Source organism: Paenibacillus sp. J23TS9, from assembly GCF_018403225.1.
GTDB lineage: Bacteria > Bacillota > Bacilli > Paenibacillales > Paenibacillaceae > Paenibacillus_AQ.
Genome location: NZ_BOSG01000003.1, coordinates 1 through 12,968 on the forward strand (window position 1 = coordinate 1; position 12,968 = coordinate 12,968).

At 48.9% G+C, this 12,968-nt stretch carries 9 protein-coding genes and 1 rRNA gene; 1 reads left to right on the forward strand and 9 read right to left on the reverse strand.

The features are described from left to right. Positions 1-362: ribosomal RNA gene (locus KJS65_RS18630) — 16S ribosomal RNA — on the reverse strand; the annotation flags it as partial. 440 nt (positions 363-802) lie between these two features. On the opposite strand from KJS65_RS18630, the gene KJS65_RS18635 reads away from it, so the two are divergent. Beyond that, positions 803-2,050, forward strand: a complete 1,248-nt coding sequence (locus KJS65_RS18635; RefSeq protein ID WP_213651391.1) for a molybdopterin-dependent oxidoreductase — start codon at positions 803-805, stop codon at positions 2,048-2,050. Between the two features lie 27 nt (positions 2,051-2,077). On the opposite strand, the gene KJS65_RS18640 is transcribed toward KJS65_RS18635, so the two are convergent. From KJS65_RS18640 to KJS65_RS18675, 8 genes are all read right to left on the reverse strand, one after another. Continuing rightward, positions 2,078-3,928 (reverse strand): transglycosylase domain-containing protein, encoded by a 1,851-nt coding sequence (locus KJS65_RS18640; protein ID WP_244864639.1) that lies wholly within the window; start codon positions 3,926-3,928, stop codon positions 2,078-2,080. A gap of 14 nt (positions 3,929-3,942) precedes the next feature. Then, on the reverse strand, positions 3,943-4,566 hold the full coding sequence (locus KJS65_RS18645) for a hypothetical protein (RefSeq protein WP_213651393.1): 624 nt from the start codon (positions 4,564-4,566) through the stop codon (positions 3,943-3,945). A 125-nt stretch (positions 4,567-4,691) separates the two neighbouring features. After that, complete coding sequence (locus KJS65_RS18650) at positions 4,692-5,804, reverse strand: sensor histidine kinase (RefSeq protein ID WP_213651394.1); 1,113 nt, start codon at positions 5,802-5,804, stop codon at positions 4,692-4,694. A 20-nt stretch (positions 5,805-5,824) separates the two neighbouring features. Continuing rightward, complete coding sequence (locus KJS65_RS18655; protein WP_213651395.1) at positions 5,825-6,532, reverse strand: response regulator transcription factor; 708 nt, start codon at positions 6,530-6,532, stop codon at positions 5,825-5,827. Between the two features lie 152 nt (positions 6,533-6,684). Further along, the gene (gene ligA, locus KJS65_RS18660) at positions 6,685-8,703 is read right to left on the reverse strand and encodes an NAD-dependent DNA ligase LigA (protein ID WP_213651396.1); all 2,019 of its coding nucleotides are present in this window, start codon (positions 8,701-8,703) and stop codon (positions 6,685-6,687) included. A gap of 76 nt (positions 8,704-8,779) precedes the next feature. Continuing rightward, on the reverse strand, positions 8,780-11,110 hold the full coding sequence (gene pcrA, locus KJS65_RS18665) for a DNA helicase PcrA (RefSeq protein WP_213651397.1): 2,331 nt from the start codon (positions 11,108-11,110) through the stop codon (positions 8,780-8,782). A 44-nt stretch (positions 11,111-11,154) separates the two neighbouring features. Then, positions 11,155-11,832 (reverse strand): heptaprenylglyceryl phosphate synthase, encoded by a 678-nt coding sequence (gene pcrB / locus KJS65_RS18670; protein ID WP_374706203.1) that lies wholly within the window; start codon positions 11,830-11,832, stop codon positions 11,155-11,157. A gap of 184 nt (positions 11,833-12,016) precedes the next feature. Continuing rightward, entirely contained in the window at positions 12,017-12,889 is an 873-nt protein-coding gene (locus KJS65_RS18675) for a phosphatidylinositol-specific phospholipase C/glycerophosphodiester phosphodiesterase family protein (RefSeq protein WP_213651399.1), read from the reverse strand. Between the last annotated feature and the right edge of the window lie 79 nt (positions 12,890-12,968).

A 12,968-nucleotide genomic window follows, 5' to 3' on the forward strand; every position in this document is an offset into this window, starting at 1 on the left:
GCCTCCCGTAGGAGTCTGGGCCGTGTCTCAGTCCCAGTGTGGCCGTTCACCCTCTCAGGTCGGCTACGCATCGTCGCCTTGGTGAGCCATTACCCCACCAACTAGCTAATGCGCCGCAGGCCCATCTATAAGTGACAGATTGCTCCGTCTTTCATTATTTCTCCAGGAGAAGAAATAAATTATCCGGTATTAGCTACCGTTTCCGGTAGTTATCCCAGTCTTACAGGCAGGTTGCCTACGTGTTACTCACCCGTCCGCCGCTAAGCATCAGAGAAGCAAGCTTCTCATCAACTCCGCTCGACTTGCATGTATTAGGCACGCCGCCAGCGTTCGTCCTGAGCCAGGATCAAACTCTCCAAGAAAGTTGATAGCTCATTTTGAAACTGACGAGATATAATGAAATTTTGAATTAAGCAATGCTAATCAAAATATTCATTACTGTTAATCTCATTTTAAAACATCATCTATTTGTTCAGTTTTCAAAGAACTTGTTTTCTGCTTCATTCGACAAATTTCTTACCGAAGCAGGATTTAATTATATCATTTTCTTTCAATCAAGTCAACACTTATTTAGTTAGCATTGTTTGTTTTGAAAGCCTGCCGTGTTTAGCGGCAAGAAATAATATATCATGGATGTCCTACATAAGGCAACTGTTTTTTTAAATTTTAAATATGTTAAAATTTTCTTCAGAGGGTTACATCATAAACATAACTTTTCACGCAGCTCCTGAGGTATGTTTTACATCAATGAAGTCCATATGATCCGGTACCTTTTTAAATCACAAATTGCAGGAGGCTAAACATGAACAATTGGCTGAACAAGATTCGAAAGGGTATTGGCAAAAAGCTTGCTGCCGTGCACCGCTGGAACGCCTGGATGGTCGCCTTTCTAGCATTCAGCGGATTGATTCTCCCCTGGGGAGCCTGGAGAGAGATTTTGGGAGCAGGCCGCGTGTGGCTCAAGTGGCTTCATGTCGGTGTTGGCCTCGCACTGCTGCTACCTGTTCTGTATTACCTACTCCTTGCCGGCAAACACTGGAGTCTGCTGAAAGAACGTCCCGCTCAAAAATGGAATGTATTTATTGTTCTATTTATGATGGCTGGCTGGTTTCTTTCCGGTGTCGTTCTCTGGCAGTTCCGCGCCTTTGGTCCGGCATGGTCCAATCCTGCATTAATCATTCACGATGTTTTTACATGGATCGGTCTTCCTTATATGATCTATCATTCGATTACCCGCACCCGCTGGTTAAAGGAACCTCACCGCCGATCCGTCCGTACCGGCAACCAACCAAAAACAGAATTACCTACTAAAGCGACAGAGCCGTTATATACACGCAGAGCATTTATCCGTTCCGCAATCGGTCTCGGTTTTGCTGTTACACTGGGTCCTTCTTTTATTAAATGGGTAGCTTCGAGTCTGAGCTCTGGTGCCAATGTCGAGAATCTCGTTCAAAAAGATAGCAACCATCTTCTTCCTGCCCCCCAGCCTGCTGTAGATTCCCTCCCGCCGATAGGTGGGGGTTCCAAGGGCAATTTTCGCATTTACACGGTAACCCCAATTCCTTCGTTTGATAATTCTAACTGGTCCTTTACTGTGGACGGCTTGGTGAATCAGGCGATGAAGTGGAACTGGGAAGAATTTGTGAAGCTCCCTCGTACTGTGCAGGTCAGTGACTTTCACTGCGTTACCGGATGGTCTGTCTACAATAATACCTGGGAAGGCATACCGCTTAAGCATTTCCTCGATCAGGCGGGCATTCAATCCTCAGCCCAAACGGTCAAGTTCTACTCAGGAGATGGCGTATACACCGATTCCTTAACGATGTTACAGGCTCAAATGGAGGATATTATGATCGCTGTCATGCTGGATGGAAAGCCAATCCCGAGTGATCTTGGCGGACCTGTACGGCTCGTCGTCCCGCAGATGTATACCTACAAGTCTGTGAAATGGTTGAACCGTATCGAGCTCATTGCCGAGGATCATGTCGGCTATTGGGAAGAACGCGGATACGATAAAAATGCGTGGCTTTCAGGCACAAAGCAGAGTTAACCCCTATCTCATCTCCATTTGTATTCTTCACCTTTGGCCTTCCAACGCTTTACTCATGACTGTGGAAAACAAGGCAGCGGCCATCCCGCTGCCAGCGGTCATGAAGTTATCCTTGTCCGTGCGGTCAAAGCCCATCCACACTGCGGCTGTCCACTCTGGTGTATAACCGACAAACCAGAGATCCCGGTTAGCCTTACTGCTAATTCCGGGTAAATCCAGTTGAGTGGTACCCGTTTTACCCGCGACCGGCCGGTTCAACCTCGCCTTTTTGCCGGTGCCCTCATCGACTACACTTCGCAGCATCCCGGTCATTCTCTCTGCTGTCAGAGGTGAGATAGCTTGACGCTGTCCGGCATTATACGTATACAGAACATGCCCCTTGTGGTCTATCACTTGACGCACCATATGCGCCTCACGAAAGACACCGCCGCTGGCAAATACACTGTATGCTTGCGCCATTTTTAATGGCGACACTCCTGTATGCAATCCCCCAAGCGCAATGGACAGGTTATTATCCTCCTTGGGTAGATCTATACCGAGCTTCGCGGCAAACCCGCGTGCCTTGGAAATGCCCACCTGCTTCAGCAGCCACACAGCTGGTGCATTGATCGACTGCTGGAGAGCTATTCTCATGGTCGTTTGGCCCCGGTACACACCATTCAAATTTTCAGGCTTATAACTGCCATAAGCAGCCTTACGATCCGGAAGGATACTATCTGGTGTATAGAGACCGCTTTCCAGGGCCGGTCCGTAATCAATAATGGGCTTGAAGGCGGATCCTGGCTGCCGGGCATCAACCACCGCCCTGTTCAGGTTCCCCGTACTTGGATTCCGGCCTCCGGTCAACGCCACAACTTCGCCGGTCCGGTGATCCATCATTACCATGGCGGCCTCCACCTGCTGATCTTTCCCATCCGGCGGAAATAAATCGGGATTCAGAAACGACTCTTCCAGTGCTTTCTGCGCTGCCGTATTCATTCCCGTCACAATCGTATAACCACCTGTTTGCAGGTCTTTCTTTGATTTGCCTGTGCGCTGGGAGGCTTCTGTCAATGCGGCATCTATATAAGAAGCCCCTACCAACCTTTCTCTTACAATAGAAGGAGGTTGATACTTCTCTTTAACAGCAGCCTTCATTTCTTCATGAGTAATCAATCCCTGCTTCCACATCATACTCAGCACAAGCTCCCGTCTCTTCACAGAAAGCCCGCTATTGTCTGCCGGATTATAAATGGAAGGTCCTTTAGGGATGGCAGCCAATGCGGCAATTTGCATGATATTGAGCTCTTTCAATTGAGTGACCCCAAAATAGTGCTCGGCTGCCGCTTTTACTCCATATTGTCCTTCCCCCATATAAATCTGGTTAAGATATAATTGCAAAATATCATGTTTGGACAGCCGCTTCTCCAAAGCCAAAGCAATAGATGCCTCATTCAGCTTACGCAGCATATTTTTATCCCGGTTCAGGAAAAGATTTCGGGCCAGCTGCTGGGTGATACTGCTTCCTCCTTCCGACAGCTGCATCTGAAGCGTGTTATTAAGAAAAGCACGCGCTATTCCCTTATAATCCAGTCCATGATGACTATAAAAGCGGCGGTCCTCCACTGCCAAAAAGGCATCGACCAGTAATTCCGGCATCTCTTCAAGCTCTGCCGTCATTCTGTACCCCGATTCGGGCAGCGGGATCCTCCGGAGTACCGTTCCATCCGCGGCAACAACGATACTTGATTCCTGCAGAACCAGGTTCTCCGAATGGCGGTCCACCACGGTTTCTCCATATTCATGAACGTAAAACAGTCCGGCCAATACCAGCACAGCACTCATCACTGCCAGGTCAAAAGCGAAGTAAAGGCTTCTCAGGAGTTTACGTTTAACCACAGCCTGCAGACCGCTCATGACGAAGTGATCAGGCTCTCCAGGAACCGTTCCATTCCAAGCGCCTCCCGCTTGATCGCCTCTACCCTTAGCTGCTCGGTTTTCTCCGGATTATCCCCGCCTGCCTCTCCATCTTCCACAATTCGCAATAAAGATTTCATTCTTAAGATCAGAGCCATGACTTCTTCATTTCCCAATTGAGCGCCGGACGCTTCCATTTCCATATTGGATGTCTGCAGGTCATTTTTCGATGAGAATGCTTCTGTTCGATTGATTCTACGGAGATGAGCCGCAAGTTCCTTTAACTCTCCTCCTGACATGACCTCCAATTTCTCAAAGGAGCCTTTGTCAGCCAGCTCTTCCGCTGCGCTCAGCAGCGACTTGATATCATCTGCTGTTTTTTGCGAACGCAGCATAAACATCCCTGTGAACACCGTTAAAAAAATGAGGACGGCTATTGGCGTTTTACCGATATGATTCATCAGCCAATGCGATAACCGGACCAACAACGAATCCGGCGCGCTATGGGAGTACAGAAAAACGAAGGCTCTATATACAATAAAAAGTGAAATACCACTGATTAGCGCGCTTCCTACAACGATGTATAGATAGCCGCTGCGTACGGTTAGCAACCTTTTCAAAACCTCAATCCCTCCTTGCATATGGGTAGTTATCACCCTATGTACAAAAGGATATCGGCCAAATCTTAAGAAACACCCCAAAAGTTCTTAACATTCTCTTAATATCACCCGAAATCAAGATTCAGCTATTCCTTGGATACCGGGATCCGGGTGATAAAGTCAGTGCGATACATATCACTTTGGGCCGAAATCAGGCCATGGTGACGATCGATGATTCCTTTAGCAATCGCGAGCCCCAGCCCTGAGCCGCCTGTATGGTGCGAGCGGGAGCGCTCCGCCCGGTAAAAGCGTTCAAAAATATGCGGAAGATCGCTTTCCGCAATCATTTCGCCAAAATTGCTGATCCGTACAACCGCTTCATCCCCTTCACGGTCAAAGCTGATCTCCAATCCTTTACCTGCTTGACCATATCGGATTGCATTGGCTATCAGATTCTCATAGGCTCTTACCAATTCATAAGGCGCAGCCTGGATCCACAGGGACTTATCCGTGTTGTCATGGATTTTATAAGTCATGCCTGCCAGGTTCAATTCCGGAACCGCCTCCTCTACCAGCTGCCGGATGAAAGCTTTAAGATCAAGCCGCTCCAGCACAAGCGGAAGTCCTCCATTGTGCACTCGTGTGTACTCGAACAAATCGTCTATGAGTTTACGCAGCACAAGCGTTTTTTGATAAGCAATATCGGCATAATAGCGCATTTCTATCTCGTCCCGGCAGCGGTCCTGCTCAATGTACTCTAAAAAGCCCAGTATGGATGTCAGAGGGGTGCGCAAATCATGGGATACCCCCGTAATCAGTTCGTTCTTCGCTTGAACTGCTGATCTCTCTTCCAAAAGGGAATGCTCCAGCCGATCGGACATCACGTTAATGTTCTCCGCCAACACACCCAGCTCGTCCGATGTCCTAACCTCGATCCGGTGTGACTCTCCCAGCTTGGTGATTTGCTGAATCCCCGATGTAATCTCTTCAAGATAGGAGATGATTTTTCGGGTGAATATAAAAAAGAAAATAAGAAAGCTGACAACGCCGGCAGCAAACAGCAGTGGTGCCGAGCCGATATGATTAATAACCCATCTGAGCATCAGCGTGTATGGAGAGGGCTCAGGCTCCGGATTCACATAAATAGAGGCGTTTACCAGCTGATATCCGGCAGTCAGCAGTCCTGCTCCCGATAAAATGCTCAATATAAATGCCCAGATAAACTTCCAGCGGATCGTGCTTATGTATTTAGCGTTCATGGTTCAGCTCCCTCCAGCTTTCAGGACGGTCCGTCCAGTTTATAACCAACTCCCCAAACCGTCTGCACATAACGCGGGCGTTTCGGATCGATTTCGATTTTCTCACGGATTTTACGTACATGAACCATGACCGTGTTCCCTCCATCCAGAAAAGGCTCATTCCAAACATTGTTGTAAATTTGCTCCATGCTGAGCACCTGTCCTTGATGCCTTGCCAGCAGTTCAAGAATCGCAAACTCCCGGGGAGTCAGTTTTACTTTTTGCCGATCTATGTGAACCTCATGTTTGCCTGTATCTATAACCAGGTCTTCGAATACCAATGTATGCTCTTCTACTTGAACAGGAGTATCTTTGTTGAATCTATGATAGCGGCGCAGCTGCGATTTGGCCCTGGCCACCAGCTCCAGCGGATTAAAGGGTTTGCCGACATAATCATCGGCACCGATGCTGAGTCCGTTAATTTTGTCCATGTCCGTGTTTTTTGCAGACAGCATGATGATCGGTACATGACGCTCTTCGCGAATTTTCATACAGGCGGCGATTCCATCCATCCTTGGCATCATAACATCCAGAATAATGAGGTCGACTTCTTCATTTTCCAGCCAGTTCAGCGCTTCTGTTCCGTCATAAGCCTTCAGCAGCCGGTATCCTTCATTGCTAAAATAAATATCGAGCAGCTCCACAATTTCTTTCTCGTCATCCACGAGCAATATCGTTTCTTTTTTCACAGGGAAGGTTTCCTTTCAAATCTATTAAATGAAACATCATTTTCTTCATATTAGCAGAACTCCCAGTTTTATCACCCCATAATAAAAAAAGTCCTGGGATCATTGTTCAATGAACCAGGACTTCTACTTGTTATGGGTATGGAACTAGGGAACTAGGCTTCTGTATTCAAAAGACGGATAAATTCATCCTCATCCTCGATGACCTGAATCCCCAGCTGCTGGGCCTTGGCCAGCTTGCTGCCCGCCTTCTCGCCTGCAATGACCAGATCTGTCTTCGCAGATACACTGCCAGTGACTTTCGCCCCGAGTGCCTCCAGCTTATCAGCAGCCTCATCACGGGTGAGCTGATGGAGCGTGCCGGTCAGTACGACCGTTTTACCGCTAAAGAATGAATCGGTGTTCACGACTCTTGGCGCTTCCGGAGCTTTAGCTTCAACGCCCAGAGAGAGCATTTTCTCGATCCCCGTCATAATAAACGGATCTGCGAAAAAGCCTACGATGCTGTCTGCGACAATGCCACCCACATCCGGAAGAGCTATCAGCTCTTCCACGGTTGCGTTCATCACAGCATGCAAATCGCGGAAATGCTCGGCCAGCATTTTGGTCGTTGATTTTCCTGTATTCGGAATCCCCAAGGCAAAAAGGAATGAAGCAAGGTCTCTGCTTTTACTTTTTTCCAGGGAAGCAAGCAGATTATTAGCTTTCTTCTCACCAAAACGATCCAGCTTGATCAGATCCTCAAACGTGAGGGTATAGAGGTCAGCAGGCTCACGAACGTTCAGCTCGTTGTACAGCTGCTCGGCTGTCATGACGCTAAATGTCTCAATATCCATGGCGTCTCTAGACGCGAAGTGGGTAATCCGCCCAATAATCTGAGGCTTACAGTCCAGACTGTTGTTACAGAACAAATGGGCGCCTCGCTGCTCCAGGGGAAACCCGCAGGCAGGACATTGCTCCGGATAAACAATTTCTTCACCGTCGCTATCCTCGGTTACCTTGCCCAGTATTTCCGGGATGACATCGTTAGAACGGCGAATAAAGACGCGCGTACCGAGGGCATGCTTCAGGTTTTTCCGTTCGATATCCCCGATATTATTCAGAGTGCAGTTCTGCACCGTTACGCCAGCAAGCTCGACAGCCTCGACACGCGCAACCGGTGTGATTTTGCCTGTACGTCCCACTTCCCAGGACACAGATTCGAGTACAGTTGTTGTTTCCTCCGCCTCAAACTTGTACGCAACAGCCCAGCGTGGAAATTTGTCCGTATAGCCCAGGGCTTCCCGGGTACGCATATCCACGATTTTAATAACGGCACCGTCAATGAGATAATCCAGGCTCGAACGGCGTTCCTGAATATCCTGGAGTTGTTCCATAACATCATCAAATTTTTCGAAGTAGGTAATGAACGGATTCACTTTAAAATGATTGTCACGCAGGAAATCCATCATTTCCTTGTGACTGTCAAAGCGGATGCCTTCCGCATAACCCACATTGTAAAAGAAAGCACTGAGACGGCGCTCGGAGGTCGTCTTCGGATTCAGGTTGCGCAGCGCCCCCGCTGCCGCATTCCGGGCATTTTTCAGCGGCTCGGCTGCAGTTTGGTTATAGCTTTCCAGGACGGACAAATTCATAATCCCTTCGCCCTGCACTTCGATCGTACCCTCGGTATACGGGATGCTGAGCGGTACGGATTTGATCGTTTTTACCTGTGCCAAAATTCCTTCCCCAACGACTCCGTTGCCGCGGGTTGCTGCCTGTACCAGTCTGCCGCCATTATATGTCAGGTTCAGTGTCAGCCCGTCAAATTTCAGCTCCACCGCATAGCTCAGCTCAGGCAGCGGCTTATCCGGATTTTTGCTGTTATAATCGGCCACCAGCTTGGCTGCACGTGCGTTCCAGCTTCCAAGCTGTTCAATATTTTGCGCTTTGTCCAGACTCCATAGAGGAGCCAGGTGCCGGTGCTGCACAAATCCTTTAAGCAGCTCGCCGCCGACGCGCTGGGTAGGAGAATCCGGCAGGACAATGCCGCCCTCCTTCTCCAAGGCTACCAGCTGGTCATACAAAACATCGTACTCTTTATCACTGATCAGCGGCTTATCCAGCGTGTAATAATGATAGCTATACTTATTCAGCTCGGCGACGAGCTGCTCCATGGTAAACATCGGATCCATGCGGGGATCATCCCTCCGTCGCAATTAATTTTTTAAATATATATTAGAAAAGCGGCAAGAAAAACACTCTATGATTCTAGTCTTCCACTTTGGTGATCGGTGCAAACCCTGCGAGCAGCCGTTTGACCCCGACAGGTGCCGGAAAAGCAATCTGCAGCTCCGTATCATTGCCGCTGCCTTTAACAGATACAACCGTTCCCGTACCCCATTTACCGTGAGACACTTTGTCGCCAGCTTTAAGTGCAGTCAGATCTGCCTTGCTGCCCACGGCAGCCGCTTGATGCGGTACCGAAGTCGTCACGGTTACCTTGGATTGCGAGCCGGATGCTGTAGCTGTCGACCCGCTCAGGGATGAGTTGCCGGCATTGCGGCCAAAATTGCTGCCGCTTCCGCTGCCTAATCCACGGCTTCCATAGGAGCCGCCAATATTACCGCCGCGGCGGTAACGGTCACGGGCTACGCCTGTCTCTTCCTTCAGCTCTTCAGGAATTTCATCCAGGAAGCGTGAAGGCGGGTTCGCTGTCGTGCGGCCAAATAAAGTACGCATCTGTGCACAGGAAAGGAACAGCTGCTGTTCAGCCCGCGTAATCCCTACATAAGCCAGTCGGCGTTCCTCCTCCAGCTCCTCATTATCCGAAAATGCGCGGCTGTGAGGGAAGACGCCCTCTTCCATACCTACGATAAAGACAACCGGAAACTCCAGACCCTTGGCGCTGTGCATGGTCATGAGAATAACGGCATCCGACTTATCCTCTTCCTCATCGTTCACCGAATCAATGTCGGCAATCAGGGCAAGGTCGGTCAGGAAGGAAACGAGTGACTTATCATCGTTATTTTTCTCGAATTCCATCGTAACGGACAGGAACTCATCGATGTTTTCCAGGCGTGAACGCGATTCAATCGTATTTTCCCGCTGCATCTCAATCCGGTATTGGCTCATTTCCAGAATCTTTTCGGTCAGCTCTGTAACGGAGAGATATTCTACCATTTGATTCAGCGCTGCGATCATATCATAAAATTCCACCAGCGCATTTCGCGTCCGCCCGGCAAAACCCAGATCATCAACGACCGCTAGTGCTTGGAATATAGATGTTCCCCGCTCGGCGGCAGCTGCGCCTAATTTCGCTACAGTCGTGTCGCCAATCCCTCTTTTCGGCACATTGATCACGCGCGCCAAGCTGAGATCATCATCCGGGTTGGAAATGAGGCGCAGGTAGCCGAGGATATCCTTGATCTCTTTACGATCATAGAACTTGATGCCGCCAACAATCTGGTACGGAATATCCGACTTGATCAGAATTTCCTCAATAACCCGGGACTGGGCGTTCGTACGGTACAGAATGGCATGGTCCTGATAAGACTTATTCAGTTGAACGTTTTTACTAATTTCCGAGGTGACGAAATACCCCTCATCATGTTCGGAATCAGCCCGGTAAACTTTGATCTTGTCGCCATCGCCTTGGTCAGTCCACAGCTTCTTCGGCTTGCGACCGCCGTTCTGCTTGATCACTTCGTTCGCCGCGTTCAGAATCGTGGAGGTCGACCGGTAGTTCTGCTCGAGCAAAATGGTCCGTGCTTCAGGATAGTCCTCCTCAAAATTAAGGATGTTACTGATATCGGCTCCGCGCCAGCGATAGATGGACTGGTCGCTGTCACCAACCACGCAAATCCGGTGATGACCGTCAGCGAGCATCCGGCAGAGCATATACTGGGCACGGTTGGTATCCTGGTATTCATCGACATGGATGTATTGAAATTTTTTCTGGTAGAAATCGAGAACCTCCGGTACTTCCTTAAACAGCTGAATCGTGGACATGATCAGGTCGTCAAAGTCCAGGGAGTTATTGCTTTTCATCCGGCGCTGGTACATGGTGTATACCTTGGCTGCGATGCTCTCAATATAGTCTCCGGCTTTTTGTTCATATTGTGCAGGAGTGATCAGTTCATTCTTAGCCGTACTAATCAGAGAAAGAACGGCTTTAGGCTCAAACTTTTTGGTATCCAGGTTCAAATCCTTCATGCAGTTCCGCACGAGAGACAATTGGTCCGTCGAGTCCAAAATCGTGAAGTTGGAGTTAAAGCCGATCCGGTCGATGTCCTTACGGAGAATACGTACGCACATGGAGTGGAAAGTCGATACCCAGATGTCCCGGCCTTCATTGCCGACGAGCTTGGTTACACGTTCCTGCATCTCACGTGCTGCTTTATTGGTAAAGGTTATCGCCAAAACACCCCATGGCGGAGCTTTGCGGGTGGCGATCAAGTAGGCAATACGGTGCGTTAGCACCCTGGTCTTGCCGCTTCCCGCTCCGGCGAGAATCAGCAGCGGGCCTTCCGTCGCTTCGACGGCCTGCTGCTGCGGCGGGTTCAATTTTTTAATAGCTTGTTGTATATCAATCGGTTGCATGCGGGCATGCTCCTTCCTGAATGTTATTTGCGCTTATTCCGCGCTTACTTCACAGCCTTGACGGTGAGCAGCGCCTGTTGCAGATTATCATATACCGCGTTTCCGACCACGATGGTGTCGCAGACAGCCGCCGCTTTGGCCGCGGTTTCCGGATCATGTATGCCGCCCCCATAGAACAGCTTGGCGGTATGAAGAGATTGATGAATTTTTTTGACCGTGTCCATATCCCCGAAGCAGCCGCTGTATTCGGCGTAAACCACCGGAAGTGACATCAGCTTGTCCGCGACTTGTCCATAAGCAGCAGCACCCGCCGCATCAAGATCCGTTTGGGCTCCAGTCAATCTAGCCACCGTAGAGTCAGGATTAAGAATAATGTAGCCTTCAGGAATAAGCAGATCCCATGGAATCATATAGCCGTATTCCTCTACGGCCCGTTGATGCTGTCCCGTAATCCACATGGTATCCGCGGTATTCATTACCATCGGAATCATATACAAATCAAAACCGGGTACAATCATTTCAAGATTCGAAACCTCCAGCACACACGGAAGCTCATAACGGCGGACCCGCGACATCAAATCTACCGTATTGTCGTACGTCACCCCGCTGGAGCCGCCTACCATGATCGCATCCGTCCCGGACATACATACCGCTTCCAGTGCGTTATCATCTATTTCCCGGTCCGGGTCCAGCTTAAAGATATGTCTCCAGGGTTTAATCATCTGCTTCAAACGTCATTCCTCCACGACTTTTCTTCATAAATCTAGTCTATGTCAGCGCAGGGGTAGTGTCAATTTCTTGTTCGTATGGAATACGAACAATTTTATGGAATTTCCAGATCCCACACAAAAAGATATGCTTCATTCACGAAGCATATCTTTATTGTTATTTCTTATCTATGCCATCTTATTTCCCAAAGGCATACAGCCAGCTCGTAGATTCGACCTCTTTTTCCGTTAAAAAGTCCGAATAGAAGCCATTCACGCCCATCCGTTTCAGCTTGCTGACATCGTATGTTTCGTTGATCGTGTTCACATAGGTCGCAGCCCCCGCCTTTTTCAGCTTGGATAAAAATGTGCGTGTCACGCGCTGCTCAGGTATCGTTACCGCTTCAATCGCATTTTTGGAGACAAAATCGATAACTTCATCATCTGTATCCTTGGTTGCGTACAGCGTATAGATCAAGGAAGGAAAATTGTAAATTTCTTTCACCGTCTGCAGCATTGGCTGGTTATAAATCTGCGGCACCACCCGTTCTAAAAGCTGCGGGTTTCGTGCTTTTGCCGAGTTGACCAGCATGGCAAGTTCATGCTTCATATCTTCTGCTTCCTGCTCTTTCGTGTCTGTCACGATATATATATCAGGATAGCGCTCCATTAAATCCATGATATCTGTCCAGCTCAGCGGATCATAACCTCCGAGAATTTTGCTCTGCTTGAACTCCTCATAACTGAGCCGCACCGCCTGACGGTCTTTCGGGAGCTTGTCCTCCTGCTGCAGCAATTCGGTCATATGCTGTGTCCATTCATGTCTGGCCACGAGCTTGCCGTCTTCGGTCAGCAGCAAATCTACCTCAAACACACGGTTTCCTTTTTCATAGTTGGCGATAAAAGCTTCGTAAGAATTCGTATATGCATGATCGTTGATACCTCCCATAGCATGGGAAATCACCTTGTAATCTGTAAAATCGCCGTTTGATTCCTCCGAACTGCTCTGGGGAACCCAGAATAGCAGCCCGGCAGCACCCACCAGCAGAATGAGGGCAATCCATCTTCGCATGAGTGTCCACGTCCTTTGCAGCGTCTTGGTTTAAATTGTATTAAGATGCACCTGTAATAAAGAATTACCCTGCCGCAGG

Excerpts from the sequence above, each read along its gene's own strand:
- KJS65_RS18635 (WP_213651391.1), top strand. The coding sequence starts at position 803 with ATGAACAATTGGCTGAACAAGATTCGAAAGGGTATTGGCAAAAAGCTT.
- KJS65_RS18675 (WP_213651399.1), bottom strand. The coding sequence starts at position 12,889 with ATGCGAAGATGGATTGCCCTCATTCTGCTGGTGGGTGCTGCCGGGCTG.
- pcrB (WP_374706203.1), bottom strand. The coding sequence starts at position 11,832 with ATGATTAAACCCTGGAGACATATCTTTAAGCTGGACCCGGACCGGGAA.
- pcrA (WP_213651397.1), bottom strand. The coding sequence starts at position 11,110 with ATGCAACCGATTGATATACAACAAGCTATTAAAAAATTGAACCCGCCG.
- ligA (WP_213651396.1), bottom strand. The coding sequence starts at position 8,703 with ATGGATCCGATGTTTACCATGGAGCAGCTCGTCGCCGAGCTGAATAAG.
- KJS65_RS18650 (WP_213651394.1), bottom strand. The coding sequence starts at position 5,804 with ATGAACGCTAAATACATAAGCACGATCCGCTGGAAGTTTATCTGGGCA.